This is a genomic window from Staphylococcus sp. CoH_129_LAB_1, assembly GCF_058191515.1.
Genome location: NZ_JBXWKZ010000024.1, coordinates 12,955 through 37,045 on the forward strand (window position 1 = coordinate 12,955; position 24,091 = coordinate 37,045).

General features: G+C 32.1%; 24 protein-coding genes. All 24 read right to left on the reverse strand.

The genetic code is table 11. The features are described 5' to 3' along the window. Nucleotides 1-2 precede the first annotated feature (2 nt). The gene (locus AC2FB1_RS07960; RefSeq protein ID WP_490674720.1) at nt 3-1,577 is read right to left on the reverse strand and encodes an oligosaccharide flippase family protein; all 1,575 of its coding nucleotides are present in this window, start codon (nt 1,575-1,577) and stop codon (nt 3-5) included. After that, a complete protein-coding gene (gene mfd / locus AC2FB1_RS07965) occupies nt 1,561-5,064 on the reverse strand; it encodes a transcription-repair coupling factor (RefSeq protein WP_490674741.1) in 3,504 nt (1,167 codons plus the stop codon). Before mfd ends, AC2FB1_RS07960 begins: the two co-directional genes overlap by 17 nt. Before the next feature lie 2 nt (nt 5,065-5,066). Continuing rightward, complete coding sequence (pth, locus tag AC2FB1_RS07970; RefSeq protein ID WP_490674721.1) at nt 5,067-5,639, reverse strand: aminoacyl-tRNA hydrolase; 573 nt, start codon at nt 5,637-5,639, stop codon at nt 5,067-5,069. Nucleotides 5,640-5,949: 310 nt separating this feature from the next. Then, nucleotides 5,950-6,615, reverse strand: coding sequence for a 50S ribosomal protein L25/general stress protein Ctc (locus AC2FB1_RS07975; protein WP_490674722.1), 666 nt, complete (start codon nt 6,613-6,615; stop codon nt 5,950-5,952). A gap of 172 nt (nt 6,616-6,787) precedes the next feature. Then, nucleotides 6,788-7,753 carry a ribose-phosphate diphosphokinase gene (locus AC2FB1_RS07980; RefSeq protein WP_490674723.1) on the reverse strand — a complete coding sequence of 322 codons (966 nt, stop codon included), beginning with the start codon at nt 7,751-7,753 and terminating at the stop codon, nt 6,788-6,790. 211 nt (nt 7,754-7,964) lie between these two features. Then, entirely contained in the window at nt 7,965-9,320 is a 1,356-nt protein-coding gene (glmU, locus tag AC2FB1_RS07985; protein WP_490674724.1) for a bifunctional UDP-N-acetylglucosamine diphosphorylase/glucosamine-1-phosphate N-acetyltransferase GlmU, read from the reverse strand. 262 nt (nt 9,321-9,582) lie between these two features. After that, a complete protein-coding gene (gene spoVG, locus AC2FB1_RS07990) occupies nt 9,583-9,894 on the reverse strand; it encodes a septation regulator SpoVG (RefSeq protein WP_002449945.1) in 312 nt (103 codons plus the stop codon). Between the two features lie 68 nt (nt 9,895-9,962). Next, a complete protein-coding gene (locus AC2FB1_RS07995; RefSeq protein ID WP_490674725.1) occupies nt 9,963-10,343 on the reverse strand; it encodes a RidA family protein in 381 nt (126 codons plus the stop codon). 15 nt (nt 10,344-10,358) lie between these two features. Further along, complete coding sequence (gene purR, locus AC2FB1_RS08000; protein WP_490674726.1) at nt 10,359-11,183, reverse strand: pur operon repressor; 825 nt, start codon at nt 11,181-11,183, stop codon at nt 10,359-10,361. A gap of 14 nt (nt 11,184-11,197) precedes the next feature. Continuing rightward, complete coding sequence (gene ispE, locus AC2FB1_RS08005) at nt 11,198-12,046, reverse strand: 4-(cytidine 5'-diphospho)-2-C-methyl-D-erythritol kinase (protein WP_490674727.1); 849 nt, start codon at nt 12,044-12,046, stop codon at nt 11,198-11,200. A gap of 278 nt (nt 12,047-12,324) precedes the next feature. Continuing rightward, nucleotides 12,325-12,588, reverse strand: coding sequence for a biofilm formation stimulator Veg (gene veg, locus AC2FB1_RS08010; RefSeq protein ID WP_002449940.1), 264 nt, complete (start codon nt 12,586-12,588; stop codon nt 12,325-12,327). Between the two features lie 99 nt (nt 12,589-12,687). Next, nucleotides 12,688-13,578: a 16S rRNA (adenine(1518)-N(6)/adenine(1519)-N(6))-dimethyltransferase RsmA gene (rsmA, locus tag AC2FB1_RS08015; protein WP_490674728.1), complete on the reverse strand. Its 891-nt coding sequence runs from the start codon at nt 13,576-13,578 to the stop codon at nt 12,688-12,690. 2 nt (nt 13,579-13,580) lie between these two features. Beyond that, nucleotides 13,581-14,129, reverse strand: a complete 549-nt coding sequence (gene rnmV, locus AC2FB1_RS08020; protein WP_490674729.1) for a ribonuclease M5 — start codon at nt 14,127-14,129, stop codon at nt 13,581-13,583. 145 nt (nt 14,130-14,274) lie between these two features. Continuing rightward, a complete protein-coding gene (locus tag AC2FB1_RS08025) occupies nt 14,275-15,048 on the reverse strand; it encodes a TatD family hydrolase (RefSeq protein ID WP_490674730.1) in 774 nt (257 codons plus the stop codon). A 23-nt stretch (nt 15,049-15,071) separates the two neighbouring features. Continuing rightward, on the reverse strand, nt 15,072-17,048 hold the full coding sequence (gene metG, locus AC2FB1_RS08030) for a methionine--tRNA ligase (protein WP_490674731.1): 1,977 nt from the start codon (nt 17,046-17,048) through the stop codon (nt 15,072-15,074). 238 nt (nt 17,049-17,286) lie between these two features. Further along, nucleotides 17,287-18,129: a 16S rRNA (cytidine(1402)-2'-O)-methyltransferase gene (rsmI, locus tag AC2FB1_RS08035; protein WP_490674732.1), complete on the reverse strand. Its 843-nt coding sequence runs from the start codon at nt 18,127-18,129 to the stop codon at nt 17,287-17,289. A 1-nt stretch (nt 18,130) separates the two neighbouring features. Further along, entirely contained in the window at nt 18,131-18,379 is a 249-nt protein-coding gene (locus AC2FB1_RS08040) for a GIY-YIG nuclease family protein (RefSeq protein ID WP_490674733.1), read from the reverse strand. Further along, complete coding sequence (locus AC2FB1_RS08045) at nt 18,372-19,097, reverse strand: tRNA1(Val) (adenine(37)-N6)-methyltransferase (RefSeq protein WP_490674734.1); 726 nt, start codon at nt 19,095-19,097, stop codon at nt 18,372-18,374. The genes AC2FB1_RS08040 and AC2FB1_RS08045 overlap by 8 nt, the downstream gene beginning before the upstream one ends. A gap of 113 nt (nt 19,098-19,210) precedes the next feature. Continuing rightward, nucleotides 19,211-19,603, reverse strand: coding sequence for a DNA replication initiation control protein YabA (yabA, locus tag AC2FB1_RS08050; RefSeq protein ID WP_490674735.1), 393 nt, complete (start codon nt 19,601-19,603; stop codon nt 19,211-19,213). Nucleotides 19,604-19,619: 16 nt separating this feature from the next. Then, a complete protein-coding gene (locus AC2FB1_RS08055; RefSeq protein ID WP_490674736.1) occupies nt 19,620-20,423 on the reverse strand; it encodes a PSP1 domain-containing protein in 804 nt (267 codons plus the stop codon). Further along, nucleotides 20,424-21,350 carry a DNA polymerase III delta subunit-related protein gene (locus AC2FB1_RS08060; protein ID WP_490674737.1) on the reverse strand — a complete coding sequence of 309 codons (927 nt, stop codon included), beginning with the start codon at nt 21,348-21,350 and terminating at the stop codon, nt 20,424-20,426. It abuts the gene before it with no gap. 177 nt (nt 21,351-21,527) lie between these two features. Beyond that, nucleotides 21,528-21,857 (reverse strand): cyclic di-AMP receptor DarA, encoded by a 330-nt coding sequence (gene darA, locus AC2FB1_RS08065; protein ID WP_490674738.1) that lies wholly within the window; start codon nt 21,855-21,857, stop codon nt 21,528-21,530. A 14-nt stretch (nt 21,858-21,871) separates the two neighbouring features. Further along, nucleotides 21,872-22,501, reverse strand: a complete 630-nt coding sequence (tmk, locus tag AC2FB1_RS08070; RefSeq protein ID WP_490674739.1) for a dTMP kinase — start codon at nt 22,499-22,501, stop codon at nt 21,872-21,874. Nucleotide 22,502: 1 nt separating this feature from the next. After that, the gene (locus AC2FB1_RS08075; protein ID WP_490674740.1) at nt 22,503-23,840 is read right to left on the reverse strand and encodes an Orn/Lys/Arg family decarboxylase; all 1,338 of its coding nucleotides are present in this window, start codon (nt 23,838-23,840) and stop codon (nt 22,503-22,505) included. Nucleotides 23,841-24,091 lie beyond the last annotated feature (251 nt).

Below are 24,091 nucleotides of genomic sequence, written 5' to 3' on the forward strand. Positions count from 1 at the left end.
ATTTATCTTCCTTTCTTTATGCGGTAAAGTTTATCACCAAATGGTAAGTGTTTTAATTCTTTATATCCTAAAATATTCATATAAATAACAAGTAATAAAAATATGAGACCACCTACTCCTACTACAATTAACAACTCAAGTAAACTTCCTAAACGACCTACAGGAGGTAATAGTACACGCAATCCCTGTATAACTATTGACATTATGATGAGCGCACCAATCAATTTAAAAATAAACACACGCATTCGATTAAAATGATAATATTTAATGACTTCATAATGTAAAATAGCAACAAATATCATAAGTGAGAGCACCGTACTTATACTTGCTCCTAAAATCCCCATAAAATGAATGCATATGATATTAAAGATAGTCTTACATAGTAGTCCTGACATTACACCGATAAAAATAGGCCGAATATGATTAATCACTTGCAAAAGTGCAATGTCCATCATAATAAGGGATACACAAATTACAGTGAGCATATAAATACTAAGCGTAAAGCTTAATTGATCTGTTTTGAAAAATACATGATTCATGATCGGCAGTATATTAATAAGGCCTATACCTGCTGCTACGCTAATGAGTACTGTAATTTTTAAAGATGCATTTGTATAACGGTTCATAAGAACATGGTTATTATCAGAAATTGCATCTGTAAGTAATGGAATTAGCACAAAACTAAATGTAGTTGTCACTATTAAACCTATTTGAATAAATGAAGCGCCTCGATCATAAATTCCTTTTTGCATAATAGCTTCTCTAAATCCTAAACCATATGTTTGTAACATATGGACGATTGTAAAGCTATCTATAAATTGCCATAAAATAACTAATAATTGACTTAATGCAAATACGAGGGTCGCAAGTATTAACTGTTTCCAAGGAATAGAGTATGAAGATGGATTTAATTGTAATCGAAAAGGTCTTGTTGCTAATAAATATAGACTAGAACCTAAAAAACCTAGAGCTGATGCCAATATCGCGAGTGCTCCAGCTTGATAAATGGTCCATTCTTTAAACATAAACATTACAATAGCTATAAGAATAAAACACACACGAATACACTGTTCTATTACTTGTGAAATAGCTGGTATATTCATTTGTTGTCTACTTTGATAAAACCCTCTAATTACACCTAAAACCCCTATAAACAGATAGCTAAGACTTGCCATTTTTAGCATTGGTGCTAAGCGAGCATCTCCCATCAATAGTGCTAGTGGATGGGATAATACTAAAATTACACCAAAAATAATGAGACCTATAATTTGAAATCCTAGAAGTATTTTTGAAAATACTTCAGCACCACTGTGACTACCAAATGTTTGAGTGACAGCACTAGGAATTGCATTCATTGATAGTATCATACCTAGTGCTACAATAGGATAAATTTGTTGATACGCATATAATCCGGAGTCACCTAAAATATTTTGATATGGAACTCGATAAATTGCACTTAATACTTTAACAATGACTAAAGCAAGCGTTAAAATCACTACGCCATTAAATGCTGAATGTTGTCGTGAATTCTTAGAAGAAGATGAAACTTCAGATGACGATTTATAATTCGTACTCAAGTTCCATACTTCCTTCAAGACATTTTACTAAGAATTTTAAGTTTTCTAACCATTGTTTAGATTTTGTTAGAGTAATATGCATTTTGCCTTCTTTAACACCCAACTTCATTGTTCGTCCTAAAGGTTGGGTTTGTTTAAATAATTCTTCCCCATTTATCTGTTCTGTACCTTTAGTTGAAAGAAATACTTCAATTTGTTTTCCTTTATCTTTAATCAATGTCACGCCTGCATGTAAAGCGTGTATTTTAATTTCTACCATTTCTAATAAACGTTCTACTTCTACAGGATAATCATTGAATCGATCCAGTAATTCATCTTTTACATCAAAAAGCTGTTCTTCAGTTTCAACTTTACGTAATTTCTTATAAATTTCTATTTTAGCTTGTTCATTTTGAATATACTCTGCTGGTAAATAAGCATCTAAGTGTAATTCCATTTCAACATCTGGTGCATCAGGGGCTTCTTCTGTAATACCACGTTTTTCGTTTACCGCTTCTTCTAACATTTGAGAATACAAATCAAAACCTACTGAATCAATGAATCCATGTTGTTGCTTACCTAATAAATTACCAGCTCCACGTATATTTAAATCACGCATGGCAATTTTAAATCCTGAACCTAATTCAGTGAATTCTTTAATCGCTTGCAAACGTTCTTCCGCTGCTTCTGTTAATACTTTATTAGCAGAATGTAAGAAGTAAGCATATCCAATACGGCTTGAACGTCCTACCCTACCACGTAATTGGTAAAGTTGACTTAAACCAAAACGATCCGCTTCTTCTATGATTAATGTGTTCGCATTAGGAACATCGACACCTGTTTCTATAATAGTCGTTGTAACTAAAATGTCATACTCTCCATTAATAAAACTCAACATGGTTTCTTCCAAATCTCGTTCTGTCATCTGTCCATGAGCAACAGCAATATTTGCTTCTGGCATCAACATTTGTAACTGTTCACGCTTTTCATAAATAGACTGAACTTTATTGTAAAGGTAGAACACTTGTCCATCACGAGAAAGTTCACGTTCTAAAGCCTCTTTAATAAAATTACTATTTTGCTCTAATACATAGGTTTGTACAGGGAAGCGGTTTTCTGGTGGTGTTTCGATGACAGATAAGTCACGTACACCCAACATACTCATATGCAATGTTCTTGGAATTGGTGTAGCCGTAAGTGTCAAAACATCTACATTTGTTTTCAATGTTTTAATACGCTCTTTATGACGTACGCCAAATCGTTGCTCTTCATCGACAATAAGTAATCCCAAATCTTTGTATTGAATGTCTTTACTCAATAATTTATGTGTTCCAACAACAATATCAACATATCCTGATTTTAGACCTTCTTTAGTCTCTCTCACTTCTTTAGCAGTACGGAATCGACTAATCAGCTGGATTTCTACTGGAAAATCTTGCATTCGTTCAATCAATGTTTCATAGTGTTGTTGCGCTAGAATCGTTGTAGGCACTAAAAAGGCAACCTGTTTTCCTTCCATGACTGCTTTAAAAGCAGCGCGTACAGCAACTTCAGTTTTTCCGTAACCTACATCTCCACATAACAAACGATCCATTGGACGTTCTTTTTCCATATCTTCTTTAATTTCTTCAATAGACTTAGATTGATCTGGTGTAAGTTCATAGGGAAAGTCCATTTCGAAAGCATGCTGCTCAGCCGTATCTTCACCATATTGATAACCTACTGACATTTCTCGTTCTTTGTATAGTGCAATAAGTTCATCAGCGATATCTTCAACACTTTGTTGTACTTTTGCTTTCGTTTTTTTCCATTCTGAACCACCTAATTTATTTAATTTAGGCGATTTATCTTCTGAAGCAACATATTTTTGTACTTGATCCATTTGATCAACAGGTACAAACAGTTGATCGGTTCCTTTATATTGTAACTTAATATAATCTCTATGAACGTCTCCAACTTCTAGCGTTTCGACACCTAAATAACGTCCCACACCATGATGGACATGAACAACATAATCTCCAACATTTAAATCTTGATAAGATTTGATTTTTTCAGCATTAGAAATTGTTTTAGTACGTTTTCGTTGTTTTTTCTGTTTTGTTTTAAATAATTCTCGTTCTGTAATCACAACAAGTTGCATATAAGGCAATTCAAAGCCTTCCGATAGGCTACCTTCTGTTACGATTGCTTGTCCACTTTCAATCTCTGTGTGAACATTTGTAACAGTGGGAATATGCATTTCATTAAGCATAGATTGAATACGTTCAACTTTCGTTTCAGTTTCTACAAGTACTACAATAGTGTAATTATTACTTACATAACGTTGGAATTCTGAACGCATAATGTCATATTGTCCATAAAATTGTTGTACTGGTTTACATGAAAATTTAATAATATGTTGCAACTTCACTGGCATAGAGGATGTAAATAATGTGAAATATGTGACTGGATAATGATTGATTAGCGTTTCAAAACCATCATAATCCATAAATGACTGACCAACAAACCCATTACCACTTTCAATTAAATTCTGGATAAAATCATCTACTTCAGTAGTTAACGTCTTTTCAGTTTCTTTAATACGATTATATTCATCAACTACTACAATAGCATCTTTTTGGAAATAATCGATAAGTGTAGAAGGTGTATCATACATAAAAGCAACTAGACGACGAAGTAATTGATGATCAAAGAAAGTTGATTCAAATAATTTAAAACTTTCATATGTTTCTTTCAAATCATTTCGGACTGATTTATCAATTTTAGGACGTGTTTGTTCATATGCTTTTTGTAATTTTGTTTGAAGATGTTTAATAACATCTTCCGTAATAATATAATCACTCGCTGTCGTGATATCTACTGTTTCAATATTATCGTTTGAACGTTGTGTTTCTACATCAAAGTCTCGAATTGAATCGACTTCAGTATCAAATAATTCAATTCTAACTGGTTGACCAATAAGAGGATAAATATCAATGATGCCGCCTCGTAAAGAGAACTCACCAATATGAGAAACGACACTTTCACGCCGATATCCCATATTTACTAGTTTATTTAAAAATTCATCCACATTAATATCATCGCCAACTTCCAAAGTCATTTGATGGTTTTTCCACATTTCTACTGGCGTTAACCATTTTTTCAAACCATTTAATGGAACGATAAATAACCCTTTCTTATCATGAGATAACGCCGTTAAAGTTCTAACACGCTCACTCATAAGTTGTGGGCTTTGAGTTGAGAATTCTTCTGTCATAATATCTTGGACTGGATATTTATAAACTTCAGAATGATCAATATATTGCAATATATCAGTTTCTAATTTATCTGCTTGGTATAAATTATTTGTGATTAACAGCATTTGCTTATCATCATTCAAGTATTTTTCAGCAATAATGGTTGCTTTGGCTGAGGGAGATAAGCCTGTAACTAAAATATTTTGGTTGCCAAAGACCTCGTCAAGTTCCTGGAAGCGTTTATCATCTTGAATATAATCTGAAATAATCATTCTCAATTGACTTCCCCATTATATTTATTCATAACATGATCGAAACGAGACGTCTCAATAAATGCTTCCACTGCTTGGGCTGCATATTCAATCACTTTTTCCATTGTCATCATTTCTTCATTAGAAAATTTTTGTAATACATAATCTGGTACTGACATACCATTCGTTGGTCTCCCTATTCCAATACGAATACGTTTAAATTGATCTGTACCTAAATGTTTAATAATCGATTTCATTCCATTATGTCCACCTGCACTACCTTTTTGACGTAGACGAATGTGTCCTTGAGATAAATCCATATCATCATATAAAACGATTAAGTCTTCAACATCTACATTATAGTAATCCATCAAAGGTCCTATGGATTCTCCAGACAAATTCATCATAGTCATTGGCTCGATAAATAGCACTTTATCCCCATTTAAACGTTCAATAGTATAAGCGCCTTTGAATTTTTGTTTATCTAATGTAAATTGATTTTTATCTAAAATATAATCAATGACTTCAAAGCCAATATTGTGTCTTGTTAATTCGAAACGTTTACCTATATTTCCAAGACCCACAATACATTTCATACGTTGCAACCTCCATTGTGTTCATCTTTTTGATTGATTTGAACATTTAATTTAATATGTGTTGATTACTCTTTATTTTATAATATTACCCAATATAATACAAAAAGAGAGTAGGAAAGAAATTCAATGATTTCGTAACCCACTCTTTTATAAGTAATCAATCTTCAATCTTTATTTTGATTTAACATTTATTATTTTAAACTTGCAATATACATAAGAAAAAGCCCTCTACATCTTAAAATGTATCAGGCTCTTTCTATCAATTTAATTAAAGACATTCTCATTTAAAATGAATATATTAATCAACGAATTATTCTTCGTCTTTATTTTCTTCACTTTCTTCGTCTTCTTTTTCTTCACCAGCTACTTCAGGTTCTTCAGTTGCTGATTCACCTTCCATTGCTTCGATTTCTTCTTCAGAAGGTTCATCAGTTGGAGGAACTACTGTAACAACAGATTCTTCTGGATCATTTTCAATTGTAAAGTCACCAGATACTTTAATATCCGCAACTGAATAGCTATCATTAATTTGTAAATCAGTGATATCTACTTCAATTGATTCTGGGATATTGTCTGGAGTTGTTGTAACTTGTAAGTCAAATAATGGTTGTTCAACTACGCCACCTTCTTTAGCGCCAGCTGCTTCACCAATTAATTGAACTGGTACATCAACAGTACGTTCTTCAGTCATATTAATAGCTAAGAAGTCGATATGAGTAATTTGGTTTTTAAGTGGATCAAATTGATAATCTGATACCATAACTTTAATTGTTTTAGAACCAACGCCTAAATCAATAACACCGTTACGTCCAACTTCACGAATCACTTTGATGAATTCAACTTCATCTACTTTAACTGAAGTGTTTTTAGTACCATAACCATAAACAATAGCAGGTACTTTACCTGTATTACGTAATTTTTTAAGGTCAGAACGAGTTTGTTTACCTTGACGAATGATTGACTTTAATGAAGCCATTCGTATTTCCACCTTTCATTTTCAAGTTGAGACAATCATATTATATTATCTTAACTTCTCCTCACTTGCCCATCAATTTAAACATTGCTTGCAAGTGTTTATTTATTCGCTAAATCGCGAACGAATAAATTATACATGGTTAAAATTAATAAGTCAAACTCATTTGTAAATTTTAGTCAAATAATACACTCACTGATTCACGTTCATATACACGAATAATAGCTTGTGCTATTAATCCAGCTACAGATAATTCTTTAATATTTGCTGGTTTTTGACTGTCGTCAAGTAAGATTGAATTCGTAACAATAAGTTCTTTAATAGCTGAATTTTCAATGCGTTCTTTTGCAGGGCCTGAGAGTACAGGGTGTGTACAACAAGCATATACATCTTTTGCACCTTTATCTTTTAAAGCTTGAGCAGCTAAAGTAATCGTTCCCGCTGTATCAATAATGTCATCGATAATGATAGCTGTACGTCCTTCAATTTCACCAACGATATTCATCACTTCTGCCACATTTGGTTTAGGACGACGTTTATCAATAATAGCAATCGGAGTTTTTAAAATGTCTGCTAATTTACGTGCACGTGTTACTCCACCATGGTCAGGAGATACAACGACACATTCTTCTGGGTTGATGTTAGGATCATTTTCAAAATATTGTCCAATAATCGGTACGCCCATTAAGTGATCGATTGGAATATCGAAGAAACCTTGAATTTGTGGTGCATGTAAATCTAAAGCAATCATGCGATTTGCACCAGCAGTTTCAATTAAATTTGCTACTAATTTTGCTGTAATTGGTTCACGGCTACGTGCTTTTCTATCTTGACGTGCATAACCATAATAAGGAACAACAATATTGATATTTGCTGCGGATGCACGTTTACATGCATCAATCATAATTAATAATTCCATTAAATGTAAGTTAACTGGATAAGATGTCGGTTGAATGATAAACACATCACATCCACGAATACTTTCTTCAATGTTAATCTGAATTTCACCGTCACTGAAACGTTTGACAGAACATTTCCCTAATTCAATCCCTACACGATCAGCAACTTCTTGTGCTAATGGTTCATTTCCCTTTAAAGAAAAAATCTTTAAAGACGAATTCTTGTACTCATTATTTAACATTTATAGTCCTCCAATTTTTTACTTAGACAATACTATTATATAAAAATTCTAACATTTTTACTATATTCCACTAAAAACTGAACAATAATATGCCGATTATCACTCATTCAATATAGCATGATAGTAATAAATTTAAATTTTATATACGGGTATTCATATATTTCCCTTTGACAAAAAAATTACACAATACATTTGTATTGTTTACTATTCTTTATTTTTTATTGTAACCTTCTTTGGTTACCTGACGCGCACGGGCTAAGGCTAAGCTTTCTTTAGGTATATCATCTGTAATCGTTGAGCCTGCTGCAATTAAAGCTCCATCTCCTACTGTGACAGGAGCAATCAAGTTTGTATTACAACCAATGAAAGCATTTTTTCCAATGACTGTTTTAAATTTATTTACTCCGTCATAATTAACAGTGATTGAACCACAGCCAATATTTGTATGTTCACCAACTTCAGCATCACCAATATAGCTTAAGTGTGATACTTTTGCGCCATCTTTTAATTCTGCTTTCTTAACTTCTACAAAGTTACCTACTTTAACTTCAGCGCCTAGGTTTGAACCAGGTCTTAATTGAGCAAATGGACCTATTTTTGTCTTATTTCCTACATTAGAATCATTGATGACTGACTGTATAATATTGACTTCATTTCCAATACGACTATTGTTAATTTCTGAGTATTGACCAACGTGTGTATCTTCACCAATTATTGTTTTTCCATTAATACGCACGCCTGGTTCAATAACAGTATCCATACCTATCACTACATCTGGACCTATAAATGTAGTGGTTGGATCAATGATTGTAACACCATTTCTCATATGATGATGATTAATACGGTGTTGCAACGCTTTTTCAGCATGACTTAACATTACTCGATCATTGACACCCATAATTTCATCAAAGTCATCTGTATGATACACTTCTGCTGTTCCATTGTCTTCTAAAATTAAAGTAACAACGTCAGGTAAATAATATTCACCTTGTGCATTATCATTTTTTACTTGTTTAAGTTTTTCGAATAATATTTTATTATCAAATGCAAATATACCTGAGCTAATTTCATTGATGTCTTTTTGAGCATTTGTCGCATCTTTTTCTTCTACAATGCTATTAAGATGACGGCTTTGATCTCGTACAATCCGACCATACCCGAAAGGTTTCCGAGCTGTAGCCGATAAAACAGTGACGTGTGCTTGTGTTTCTTCATGGTGTGCTATTAAACGTTGTAATGTTTCTGAAGTAATAAGCGGCGTATCTCCACATACAACTAATGTTGTACCTTCTTGAGTATGTAAATGTTCTTCTGCCATTTTAACAGCATGTGCTGTTCCTAATTGTTCATTTTGATAGCTGTATAATGACTGATCACCTAATGTATTTTTTACTTGGTCTGCTCCGTGACCTACAATAGTGACAATTTGATTTACGCCCGCTTTTTTAACGTTTGTTAATACATGTTCAACCATTGGTTTGCCGGAAACCTCATGTAACACTTTATATTTCTTTGATTTCATTCGTGTTCCTTTTCCAGCTGCTAATATGATTGCATTTCTTTGCATGAGTAATACTCCTCCAATAAAATTTGCACTTCATAAATAATTATAATTTAACTCAACTTATAGTTTCAAGATTTAACAGATTTTGTAAACAGAGTTTAATTCTTTGCATCATGCATTTAATTTTCAAAAAAAATCGATATGACAATAAAAATGGGCACGAAACAAAATTCAAATTTGAATTTAGAGTTTCGTCCCCACATCATTTAGCTTACATGATTAATACAATCATCATTATCAAAAATAGGATTTAATTTTTGTTAGTTTAAGCTTCGTCTGATTCTTCTGTTACGTCTGATGAAGCATTTTTATCTGGAATTACTTCGTCAGTTTCATCATATACTTTCATCACAGCATCTTGAATTTCTTGTCTCATTTCAGAATTGATTGGATGTGCGATATCGCGGAATTCACCATCTGGTGTACGTTTGCTTGGCATAGCAACGAAAAGACCTGAGTTGCCTTCAATCACGCGTAAATCATGAATTACAAAAGCTTCGTCTAATGTAATAGAAACGAGCGCTTTCATTCTGCCATCTGTTTGTATTTTTCTAAGTCTTACATCTGTCACTTTCATGCAGTGAGCCCCCCTAGTATATATATCTTTGTGTGGTTAGAAGCATGACAATGCGTTAATTAAGTGAATTATATTCCTTTAACTTTACCTACTAATTCAATTTCAACTTTAACATCTTTTGGTAAGCGAGCCACTTCTACGCAACTTCGCGCAGGTTGATGCTCATTAAAGTAGCTACCATATACTTCATTGATTTGTTGAAATTCATTCATATCAGAAATAAAAATTGTTGCTTTTACAACAGAGTTTAAATCAGAACCTGCTTCTTCAAGTACAACAGATAAATTTTCTAATACTTGTTTCGTTTGTTCTTTTACATCGCTACTTACGATGTTTCCTTTAGTATCTAATGGAATTTGTCCTGATGTGAATACTAAATTATTCACGACCATTGCATGTGAATACGGTCCTAACGCTTCAGGTGCCTTATTAGTATTAATTGTTTTCATGATGCATAACTCCTTTTAAGAAAATTTAGACAAGATATTACCAGGTTCAACTTTAAACTCTTGATTATATTCGTCAACATCTGATAGTTTGACTAAAGAAGTATAATCCTCAATCAATCTTTGTTTTACTTCTTTTGATTCTACTAATACAGATACCCCTTTCACTTCTGCTTTAAACTCATTCATAAGATTCATTACACCATTTATTGAACCGCCAGCTCTCATAAAGTCATCTACAACTAACACATTTGAACTTTCATCTAACGTGCGTTTCGATAAAACCATCGTTTCAATTTTTCTTGATGAGCCTGAAACATAGTTAATGGAGACCGTAGAACCTTCAGTAACTTTATTATCTTTTCTAATAACTACTACAGGTAAATTTAATACGTTTGCTACTGCGTTGGCAAGTGATATCCCTTTCGTTGCGATAGTCACTACTGCATCTAGCTTCTCATCCATGTAAATACTAGCAATAAGTTTTCCTACTTTATTAAGTAATGATGGGTTTCCAACTAAGTCAGATAAAAATAAATATCCACCTGGTAATAAGCGCTCTTTTTCTTGTAGCATAGTAATGATTTCTTCTATAATCTCGATTGCTTCTTCTTTACTCATCATTGGCTTATAAGTTACACCGCCACTTGCACCGGCTGTTGTAATTACAGTTCCTAATTTTTCTTTTTGGAACGTACCTTTGATGATTTGAACATCTTCACTAATAGATGATTTCGCTTGTTTAAATTTTTTCACGAAAAAAGTTAATGGAATTAACTGATTTGGATGATTCATTAAATATTGTGTCATAAAGACAATACGTTCGCTTCTTTTATACCTCATAATTTCCAGCCTTTCTATCCTAATAATCTTACTAAATACACTTCATTACAACAGCCATTCACAGCATTATATACTTTCTTTGCTTGGCTCTCCTTTTGAGCGAGAGCATATACAGTAGGTCCGCTTCCACTCATTAGTGCTCCATCAGCACCACAACGCAACATATTATTTTTAATTTTTTCTATTTCTGGATACATGGACATAGAAACGGTTTCTAAACGATTAGATAAACTCTTACACAGTTTCTTATAATCTCCCTGTCTAATCGCTTCTTCACACATTTTTGTATGTACATAGTAGTCATGTTCCAAATCAAGTTCTTTAAAAATATCTGGAGATGATATTCCAAGATTGGGTTTTGCTAATACTACCCATGCAGAAGGAGGCTTGTTTAAAAATTTAATTTTTTCGCCTCTTCCTTTACATATAGCAGTTTTATTATAGATACAAAATGGAATATCTGTCCCAATTTGAAGGCCTAATTGGCTTAACGTTTCTAAAGATGCACCCAATTCAAATAAACGATTAATTCCTCGCATCGTAGCAGCAGCATCAGCTGATCCACCAGCTAATCCAGCAGAAACCGGAATATCTTTATCAATAGTAATAGTAACGCCTTGTTTAAGTTGATACGTTTCCATCATAAGTTTAGCTGCTTGATAGGCGAGATTTTTATAATCATTAGTAACATAATTATGTTCTATATCTACAACGATTTTATTATCATTTCTTTTCTGAAAAGACAATCGATCATTCAGATCTACTGTTGTCATTATCATAGCAATTTCATGGTAACCATCATTTCGTTTGAAAAGTGTATCGAGCGTCAAATTTATTTTGGCTGGTGCCGTTTCATATATCATTTTTCCGCCCTCTCTTCATCAATAGTATTAAAATGATTTTAACATAAAGACTTAAAATATTTGATAGTTACATTATAAATTATAATTAAAAGTTAATAAATCGGAAGACAAGTTATCTTAATTCCAACTATATATCATGATTTATTTAAATGATCTATTTTTTATTAAGAATGATTAAAAATTAAAAAAAGTGTTGAACTTAAACAGCCCAACACCCAATATGTTTTAATGATAGAGTTTGTAGTACACTAAACAACTCTATATTTATATGTTCGAATTTAGTGTGCAACTACTTCTTGATGATTATCTTCTTCAAATGAAACTTGTACGTTCTCTGTAAGAACATCCGTATATGTATACGACACTCTTTCAAAATTATGCTTATCTTGATCTAATTCAACAATAAATACTGAAGGATATGTTTCTTTTAACACTCCGCAACGTTCGATTGTTTTTTTTCGACCACCATTGGCTTTAAGTACAATACGATTTCCTAAATGACAATCAATAGAATTTTTGATGTCCAAAATTGATTTTGGCATATTGCTCCACCTCGCTACAGGCTACATAATATCATATTTTAGAGTAATATGTCAAATAAAATTTAAATTTTATCAATGTAATAGCACTTTGTCAACAATTTAATTTTCTAATTCTGGGAATTTTTTCTTTTCTTCATACAATCGTGCAAAATCTTGTATAGAAAGCGTTTCTCCGCGGCGTTTAGGATCAATATCTGCATTTTCTAACCACTGCTGAATTTGTAATTTATATTTTTTACCATCTTTAAAGAAATTCTGATAGTTATTATTAATTGTTTTACGTCTTTGAGCGAAAGCGGCTTTTGAAAGTTTAAAGAAAGCTTGTTCATCATCTACTGAAACAAGTGGTTTTTCTCTTTGCATCAACTTTACAACAATAGAGTCAACATTAGGTGGTGGCATAAACACTGATTTAGGGACAGTGAGTACTTTACTCGTTTCTGTGTAATATTGAGTCACAATAGATAAAGATCCATATGCTTTTGTACCTACTTTTGCATTCAAACGCTCTCCAACCTCTTTTTGCATCATCACTACATAACCATCAATAGGGATATCTTGTTGCATTAAATTAAGTAAAATCGGAGTCGTAATATAGTAAGGTAAATTTGCTACTACCATGATTTTATCGCACTCATTTAAATACGTGTTCACTGCAGTAACTATATCAGCTTTTAATATATCTTCATTTATAATTGTTACATTGTCATAAGGATGAAGTGTTTCTTTTAAAACTGGAATTAAACGTTGATCGATTTCAAATGACAACACTTTTTTAGCACTTTTAGCCAATTGTTCAGTTAATGACCCCATACCAGGACCCACTTCAATAACACCTGTCGACTTATCAATATGACTTGCATCAATGATTTTATGAATAATATTAACATCTACCAAGAAATTTTGACCTAAGCTTTTCTTAAAGTTAAAGCCAAACTGATTTAATAGTTCTCTTGTTCTAGAAGGTGTAGCTATATCTTTTCTATCCATCTTTACTTATTCTCCTTATTCATTGATAATGCACGTCGTACATCTTCTTCAGTATAACCAAAAGCATTTAATTTTTTTAGTAATTGTTTACCATTTGAGTGTCCAATATGCAATTTACGTCCTAATATTTCTCTCTTACGTCTCGCATCTTTACCAATAATTAAACCCAAATCAATTAATACACTTTTATCTATCGACTCCTCTCCTTCTTCAAAAGGAGAACTCACATGCATTAAAGCTCTTTTTATATCTTCAGGATGTGTATGTTCTATCCCAATTTTCCCACGTTTATTTTTCGCTTTATCACGATCAACATAGGCATGTTTGACTCTTGGTACATGTTCAGTAATGATATTTCTAATTCTATCACCTGGAAAATCAGGATCTGTTAATACAATCACGCCTCTTGTTTCTTGCGCCTTCTGAATCACTGCTAACGTCTCTCTATTAATGGCGCTTCCATTTGTTTCAATCGTATCACATTCTACAGCTGATTTAACTCGCTCTGTGTCATCTCTACCTTCGACAACGATAAATTCATTTATTTTCATATTCATTTACCATTACCTTTCACTTAATGTCATTTCTATTATAACGGTTATATTATAAAAAATGAGAAAGATGCACATATTATCGTCAACCACTATTAGATAGCATTACGATAGATTATGATTTGCATCTTTCTCATACTGAGGATTATTGATTTAAGTTAAATAATCTTTCTGCATTTTCTGTAGTTTGACGGCATACCTCTTCGTATGTCATATCACGTAAGTCTGCAATTTGTTGTGCAACAAGCGTGACACGTTCAGGTTCATTACGCTTTCCTCTATAAGGATGCGGAGATAAATAAGGTGCGTCTGTTTCAACTAATAAACGATCCATTGGAACATGTTTAGCTACCTCTTTAGGCTGTTTAGCATTTTTGAATGTTACTGGTCCGCCTAATGAAACATAAAAATTGAGTTTATTAATAATGACATCTGCAATTTCAGGTGATGCACTGAAACTATGCATAATGCCTCCAACTTCTTCCGCATGCTCTTCCATTAAGATATCTACACAGTCTTGAGTTGCTTCACGATTGTGAATTACAATGGGTAACTTAACACGTTTAGCTAAAGCAATTTGCTTTCTAAATACTTCTTTTTGAATATCAGCTGGCGATTTATCCCAATGATAATCTAATCCCATTTCTCCAATACCTATAATTTTAGGATGCTGGGCTAATGACTCAATCCATTCTAAACGTTCTTCAGTAAAATCTATCGCATCTACAGGATGCCAACCGATAATACCATAAATGAAGTCATATTCATCAATAAGTTTCATAGTACGTTCAATTGTCTTAGTATCAAACCCTACGACAAACATACGGTCAACGCCCGCTTCTCTTGCACGAGATATCACTTCACTTAAGTCTTCATCATATTGTTCGTCATTTAAATGAACATGTGTATCGATTAACATTTTATCTCTCCTAACGGCTATATTTATTTTATAATTGCACCATTTGGAATTGCGCTTGGTAAGCTTACTAACGTTAATACTTTATCTTTTTCGGCTGATAATATCATACCTTCAGATTTTTGCCCCATTAATTTTGCTGGCTTAAGATTAGTTACAACTGCTACTTTCTTACCAATAATATCTTCTGGACGGTAAAATTTCGCAATACCTGAAACAATTTGACGTTGTTCTGAGCCTAAATCAACTTGTATTTTTAACAATTTATCCGATTTCGGTACATTTTCTGCATCAGTAATAGTTGCAGCTTTAATTTCCACTTTATCAAAGTCTTTAATATCAATTTGTGATTTAATTGACTCTTCTTTTTTATCATCCTTATTAGATTTAGGTGGTTGCATTGATTCTTTAATAAATGCAATTTCATCTTCTGAATCTAATCTTGGGAAGATCGGAGAAGGCTTTTCAATAACCATAATTGGTTCTTGTAATGCACCATATTGTTCTAAACTTGATAATTCATATAAATCTGGATTGTTGATATTCAATTGTTTAAATATTTCTTTAGGCGCATGTGTTAAGAATGGACGCAATAATACAGTTGCGAAACGAATATTTTCAACTAAGTGGGCCATTACATTTGCTAACATATCTTTTTTACTTTCATCCTTAGCTAAAACCCATGGAGTTGTTTCATCAATATATTTATTTGTTCTACTTATTAATTTCCAAACTGTAGATAATGCTACTGAGAATTGGAAACTTTCCATATTGTCATGGAAATTCTTCACTGTTTCAAGTGCTAATGCTTCCATATCTTCATCCAATTCGTGTTTTGGACCTTGGTATGCAGGTAATTCTCCTTGGAAATATTTATTAATCATAGAAATCGTACGGTTAACTAAGTTACCTAAATCATTTGCTAAATCGAAGTTAGTACGTTCAACAAACGCCTCTGGAGTAAATACTCCATCAGAGCCAAATGGTAATTCACGCATTAAGTAATAGCGTGTAGCATCTAAGCCATAACGATCAATTAGGACATTAGGATCTACCACGTTACCTTTAGATTTACTCATTTTTCCGTCTTTCATTAAAATCCATCCATGCGCAAATACTTTATTCGGTAAAGGTAAATCTAGAGCCATAAGTAAGATAGGCCAGATAATAGAATGGAAACGAACAATTTCTTTTGCCATTAAGTGTACATCTGCTGGCCAATATTTTTTAAATAATGAATCATCATCTGATAAATAGCCAAGAGATGAAATATAGTTTACTAAAGCGTCAATCCATACATAAACTACATGTTTAGGGTTAGATGGAACTCTTACACCCCAATCAAATGACGTACGTGAAACCGCTAAATCTTCTAACCCTGGTTTAATAAAATTGTTAATCATTTCATTTTTTCTAGATGGTGGTTGAATAAAATCAGGATTAGCATCATAGAATTCTAATAAACGGTCTGTATATTTATTAATATTGAAGAAATAACTTTCTTCTTTCACTAATTCAACTTCATGCCCAGAATCTGGACTTTTACCGCCTGCAATTTTACCATTCTCGTAAATCGGGTCAACAAGTTGGGATTCAGTATAATACGTTTCATCAGGAACAGAATACCATCCCTCATATTCACCAAGATAAATATCACCTTGTTTTAATAAGCGTTCAAATACTTTTTCTACCACTTGTTTATGACGTTCTTCTGTAGTTCTAATAAAATCATCATTAGAAATTTCCAATTTAGCCCATAAGCGTTTGATTCCAGCAATCATTTCATCTAGATACTCTAATTCTGTTTTCCCTGCTTTTTGTGCTTTTTCTTGGATTTTTTGACCATGTTCGTCTGTACCTGTAAGGTAACGAACATCATATCCTTGCATACGTTTATATCGTGCAATCACGTCACCAGCAACTGTAGAATATGCGTGACCGATATGTAGATTACCACTAGGGTAATAAATAGGGGTTGTAATATAAAATGTTTCTTTCGCCATCAATAGTCCTCCCTTTCGTTCATGTCTTAATGACTAATTCACTTTAAATTCTATCTAAATTTATAATTATTTTCTAATGAAATTTTAATATAACCTTTGTGACGATATAGCGCCATAAAATTTCTATCTTATTCATTATAACCCATATAGAATATACTTTGTCGTATCTTATTAACATTATCACAAATTAATATTTTATGGTATTTTTCTATCATTATGATGCAAGTTTTTATCAAATCTATGATTGAATATTATGATAAATATCATAAACCTCACTTGTTTTCATCTGTCGTTCTTCTGCTACTACTTTTATTGCTTTCTTAGACTTTAAATTTTGAGTCTCAATATAATGATTAACATGATCTATAACCGTTATATTTTCAAACCATTGTGTGGTTTCTTGAGCTTTAGAGCCTTCAATTAAAATCACAAATTCACCCTTTTGTGGAATTTCTTGATTTTCAATTGCTTCTAATAATTGTGATGCTTCATGCATAACAATTTGTTCAAATTTTTTAGTAAGTTCGCGACCTATAGCTACACGTCTTCTTGAATCTACTTTAATAATAGCTTTTAGCGTGTCAATTACTCTAAAAGGAGACTCATAAACGATTAAAGTACTATCTTGATACATACGTTGAGTTAAAATATTCACTTTTTCCTTTTCTTTTCGTGGCAAGAAGCCTAAAAAAGTATAAGTAAATGAAGGTAAACCACTTGCCATTAATGCAGTTAATCCTGCATTGGGGCCTGGAATTGTTTCTACATCAATGTTATGTTTATGCGCTTCAACAACAAGTTCATATCCTGGGTCGCTAATTAATGGTAAACCTGCATCTGATACAAGTGCAATATTATTTTCTTCCATAAGCAATTGTATTAAGTAGTCTGTCTGCCGTTCCTTATTATGTTCATGATATGATTTTAATGGAGTGGTAATATCATAGTGATTACATAACTTTTTAGTTACTCTCGTATCTTCACAGGCAATGATATCTACATGTTTTAATGTTTCTATTGCTCGAAATGTAATATCACCTAAATTACCTATGGGTGTCCCTACTAAATATAAAGTTGCCATATTATCCCTCCCCAATTAATTTTAATTTTCTCTGTCTTGTAAATGTTTTAATTTCATATTCTCTACGTAAAGCTTCTGATTTTGTCTCATACATTTCTTGATATACTAACACTACCGGGCGTCTTATTTTTGTATATTTAGCGCCTTTCCCAGCATTGTGTTTATTTATACGTTCCTCAATATTATTAGTATACCCGGTATATAAACTGTTATCACTACAACGCACAATATATACAAAGTGACTACCCATAATAGACCTCTTTCATTTGCTCACTATATTCACCATTTTCATCATAGATATAAAATGGCGGTGCAATCTCTAAACCTTGATTACCATTTTTTCTTCCTTCAACGACAATTGTGACTGCTGATTTACCATACTTACTATAAATAAATACAACACGTTTAGGTTCGATATTAGCATGTCTCATTTCAGTTAACACATCCATGAGTCGTTCAGCACGATGAACCATAACTAGACGTCCCCCTTGTTTTAATAAATGTCGTGCTGCAAGCATGCAGTCTTCTAAACTACACATAATTTCATGTCGTGCTATTTTATGCGCTTCTTTCTGATGTTGATGAAGTTGATTACGTTTAAAGTAAGGTGGGTTACAAGTTACTAATGTAAATTGAGAGGGTTTAAACGTTTGATACACATCTTTTAAATCCATATTATACATGGATAAACGCTCTTCTAATTGATTATATTTAAAGCTACGTTGAGCCATATCTGCCAATTGTGCTTGAATTTCAATACTTTCTATTTTTTGTTGGCCTTTTACTGATAATAATAAAGCAATAACACCATTCCCAGCACATAAGTCTAGAATGCTATCATTTTTTCGTACTTTAGTAAAATGTGCTAATAAAAGCGCATCGGTAGAAAACGAAAACACCTCATCATTTTGAATAATTTTTAAGTTCTCCTTAATCAAATCATCTAATCTTTCTTGTTCTTTCAACATGTATGTTATCTCCTAAAAAAGAGATGGATCACAACACAACATTTAGAATTTTTATTGTGTTGAAATTCATCTCTCCTAAAATTAAAATTATACCATCCGTAGTCTATATGGGTTTAACTGTTTAAAACATTCATACATAATAAACAATCCTCACCGTAACGATGTTTACCAAATAATTCTCCATTACATATATGAAAACCTTCACTATACAATACAGCTAAATTATCTTTGCTTGGTAAAGGTTTTTTAACATTTTTAATTGCGCTTTTGAAGTCATTTTTATTTGTTTTTTTATTATGTTGATTTTCACTATTTATTTTTGTTGATTCAACATCTTGTTCACTTTTAGCCATTAGCGCTTTTAAATTATCGTTCTCTACTTGTAACGTTACATTTTCTTCTATCAATTGAATAGCTAAAGATTTAAGTTCAGTCATCTCTTGAGTTAATACATTAACGTTACTTTCTAATTTTACGATTTTTTCAAATAAATCATTGCGATTCAAAAGAAAGACACTCTCCTTAATTAAATGTAGCTAATTCTTCCATTTTATATTCTAAAGGTTGTTCTAAACCATCAATCTTTACTTGCATCGAGATATCTAATATATTCAATCCTACAACTTGTCCTGTACCTTCAGGTGTATGAATTTCATCGCCTACATCTGGTAATTGTGCACGAGCTTCTTCATAATAATCATTTTCATACTTAAGACAACACATTAAACGCCCACATGCACCAGAAATTTTAGTTGGATTTAATGATAGATTTTGATCTTTTGCCATTTTGATAGATACCGGTTGAAAATCTCCTAAAAATGTTGAACAACATAATGAACGTCCACATGGTCCAATTCCACCTAATAGTTTTGCTTCATCACGAACGCCAATTTGTCTGAGTTCAATACGTGTTTTTAAATTTTGAGCTAATACTTTCACTAACTTTCTAAAATCGATACGATCATCAGCAGTAAAATTAAAAATAACTTTCGATTTATCTAAAGTATACTCACAATTGACTAAGCGCATATCTAATTCTTGATTTTTCACTAACTGTTTACATAAGATTAGTGCTTGCTCTGCATCTTCTTCATTTTGATTATATTGTTGTATATCTTCTTCAGTTGCAATACGTAGAATTTCTTTTAATGGTAATGTCACATCTTCATCATTTACATATTTTGATGCTAACTTTACTATACCTATTTCAATGCCACGTTTAGATTCGACTACGACCCAGTCTTCACTGTCTAATTTTAAATCATTCGGTGCATAATATTCCAATTTACCTGCTTTTTGAAATTGCACACCTACTACATTTGGCATTTAACTCACACCTTTAATTACAATTTGTTCAAATACGAGCATCGGATTCACATTCTGTATCAGTTTTTTATGTGCTTCAGTAATTTGATCGTACATTAATATAATTTGATTAAGCGTTAATCGTGTTGTGTATTCCTTAATTAGTGGTTTGAGATCAGTAAAAATGTAATCATCCTCAATTCCAACTTTAGCATGCATAATATTTTCGAAAAAAGCATTGATAACAGATAAAGTAAGAAGTTGTAGTTTTCGATTTTTAGCATTTTTTAACACGTCTATAATTCCAATTAAGGCCATTGGTCTATTTGTTAATAATAATTCGCACCAATGAACAATTACTTTTCTTAATTCAATTAAATCATACTCTTCATTAAGGTCTTTGGCTACCTCAATTTGTGTTGTATATGAACTTAACATTTCAGCAATCATCCGATTAATATCATTATCAACAAGCTTATCGATAAATTGCGATTTATCACTAGGTTTAAAATACATATGTTGACATCTAGAATGAATAGTATTTAATATTTGTTCTGGTTTAGTAGAAATTAAAATTGCAATCGTATTCTCTGGAGGCTCCTCTAAAAATTTTAAGATACTATTCTCACCTTGAACAGTTAACTTTTCAAAGTCCTCTATAACATAAACTTTATGTGTACCTTCAATGGGTAATTGGTTCATTTGACGTACAAGTTGTTCAATTTGTTCTTTTTTTATAGTGGATTCTTCAGAAGATGTATATGTAAAATCGGGATGATTAAAATTGCGTAGTTTCAATTCACATTGCTCATTTCCATTACAAAGAATAAGTTGTGCAAATTCCATTGCTACATGCTTCATTGATTGTGCATCATCACCTTCAAATAAATAGGCATGTGATAATTTATTCGAATGAAAAGCATTAGCTAACTTTTGTAATTCCTCCATATTTGCATACTCCCTATTCGTAATTCATTTTAAAATTATATCGTTAAATTTCTCAATCGTATTCATAATTTAGCAGTTAATCATTATGTATATGATAAAGAGCCGATAACATAAAAATATGTTTCAGGCTCTTTGATAATTATCTTTTACAACTTTATTTGATTGTTAAATTAAGATTTAGAATCTGTGGAATTCTTCTACTGGCATTACAAATACTGTAGCGCCTCCAACTTCAACTTCAACAGGGTAAGGTATGTAAGAATCTGCACTACCACCCATTGGTGTCATAGGTGAAACTAATTGATCCCTATTACCACAAGTATTATCAATGACTGTTAAAGCTTCATCAACACGATCATCATCCACGCCACATAAAAACGTTGTATTACCTGCTCTTAAAAAACCACCAGTTGTTGCCAATTTTGTAGCTCTAAAATTATTTTTTACGAGTTGGTCTGAAAGTTCTTGACTATCTTGATCTTGAACGATCGCTATAATCATTTTCATTTTAATGCACCTCTTCATGTTATTATATCATAAGTTTTTAAGTAACTTAAGATTATCTCATACGTATCATTTACTACTGTTTCAATGCTTCGTGTTGCATCAACTACTTTAAAACGCTCAGAATTTGTTTGGATTAATGTTTGATATCCTTCAATCACTTTTTCATGGAAATGTAATGCTTCTTTATCTAATCGATTCTGGGTTCTTTGATTTTTAAGTATACGTTCCCTACCTACTTCAGCGTCGATATCAAAGTAAATAGTTAAATCTGGATAAAGTCCATTAATTGCAAATTCATTTATTTTTTTTACTTCTTCTATACCTATACCCCGCGCATACCCTTGATATGCTAAAGAGCTATCAATATATCGATCACATAAGACAACTTTATTATTTTTTAAAGCTGGTATCACCTTTTCAACCAAATGTTCTCTTCTAGATGCTGCAAATAACAATGCTTCGGTACGTATATCAATATTTTCACCTTCTAATAAGATATTACGTATTTCTTCCCCCGTAGGCACTCCACCTGGTTCTCGGGTAGAAATAACATTATAATTTTCAGATAACAACTTAGTAATCCGATTTAATACTGTAGTTTTACCTGAACCTTCAGGTCCTTCAAACGTTATAAATGCAGCCATATTATTCATCCTTAACTAATATTTTATAGTTTTTAATACCTTCAACACGTACACTATGTGAAAGGTAATATTGCATCAATTTTATCATATTTTTAGTCACTTTTTCTCCTTTCCAAAAAACAGGAATTCCAGGAGGATAAGGAACAATATGATGAGCCAATAATTTATCTTGTGATTTATCAACATCTACCCAATATGTATCATTAATATATTTTGATACATAAACACTTTTTCCTAGTGGCAATAAAACTGGCTCTAACATTTTTTTAGTTTTTTTAGGTAATTTTATATTTTTTATTCTATGCAGTAACGCTTTGAAAGGATATCTATCATCAAGATGCCATAATGGTAAAACAATGAGTATTTGATAATCATCGGCTAATTCGATATAAATATGCTCTTTTTCAAAATATTGCTGTATCTCATAACCCGTATACCCTTCGGCTCGAACAATTAGCTTTAATGGATCTTCAACTTCAACAACTTCAAAATGATGTTGCTTTAATGTTTCAATAAATTGCTTTCTTTTGTCAAAAAAGATGCCACTATCATAGGAATTATAAAATTGATGTGCCAATTCAATACTCGACATTACTAAATAAGATGGGCTAGAAGTTTGAAAAGCACCTAAATATTTAATAATCTCATCTTTCAATGGTGCATTTTTATGAATAAATAACACTGATCCCATAGTAAGTGCAGGCAAAGTTTTGTGATAAGACTGAACAACATAATCAGCTCCTGATTCTAAGGCTGACTTAGGAAAATGTTTCAAATTAAAATGGGCGCCATGAGCTTCATCAACCAAGATAGGTATGTTGTAATCGTGAAATTGTTTAACACATTGAGTGATATCGAAGCACTCCCCGTAATAACTTGGATAAGTAACTATAGAGAGTTTTTGGTGTTGTAGTATATTAGTATCTATAAAAGGCGCTAAATATTGGTAACTTTTATCACTTCTATACATTGGCAAAATATCTGCTGATTGTTGGGTTAAATCTAAAGCATTAAAAACCGATTTATGTACATTACGACTAATTAAATAACGTCCTTTTATGTGAGTAAATGCTTGTATTACTGATAAAATACCTGAAGTTGTACCATTAACTAAATAATAAGCATCATAATTAGGATGTTTATTAATGCTCTTCATACTTTCTAAGATAATATCTTCCGGATGATGTAAATCATCTAATCCTGTAATTTCAGTCATATCCATTTTTAAAGATAATAAATCTAAATAACCAATAGTCATATTTTTATGTCCGGGCACGTGTAATGAAATAGCTTGATGACGAATTAACTCATTAAGTTTTTGAGTAATAGGTAATTTCAATTAAATTCGCTCCTCATATACTCTTAAATATCTTATTATTTTAATAGATAATTAAGTGAATTTAAAGAATGATTATACTTTACTTCTTATACTCAATTTTTATTATTAATTTTTCGGCATAAAAAAAGAGACCTCGCGGTCTCAATATCGGCTCATCGCATCCATATGATGAATTGCCTGGCAACGTCCTACTCTAGCGGAACGTCAGTCCAACTACCATCGGCGCTAAGGAGCTTAACTTCTGTGTTCGG